1 protein-coding gene is annotated in these 323 nt (G+C 56.0%); it reads left to right on the forward strand.

Annotated elements, in window-relative coordinates:
- Nucleotides 1-323, forward strand: a 323-nt coding sequence (locus SB771_RS33855) for a sugar-binding domain-containing protein (RefSeq protein ID WP_410721901.1), incomplete at both ends; no start/stop codon positions are given.

Here is a 323-nt window from a genome sequence, read left to right on the forward strand (position 1 = left end):
GTCAAAGCAGTTCTCGCTGTCTCGCGCCAAGATAGGCCGTCTTCTGAAGCGTGCCCAGGAAGAAGGCATCGTTGAAATTCGCGTAAGGCACCATCCACGCGATACACGGGACCTCGAACGCGAGTTGATCGATCGGTTCGGGATCGAAAAGGCAATCGTCTCCGTCAATCACAAAGACCAGGACAAGCAGCGCGAACTGCTTGCCGGCCTGGTCGCCAGCCATCTGGATCGCATTCTCACCAATGACATGATCGTTGCCGTGGGTATCGGTCGCAATATCAATGCAATCTCCGAGCACGCGATCTCGTCGACGCAGCGTTCTC

The sequence above is a fragment of the Burkholderia sp. SIMBA_051 genome (genome assembly GCF_046534915.1).
Taxonomy (GTDB): domain Bacteria; phylum Pseudomonadota; class Gammaproteobacteria; order Burkholderiales; family Burkholderiaceae; genus Burkholderia; species Burkholderia ambifaria.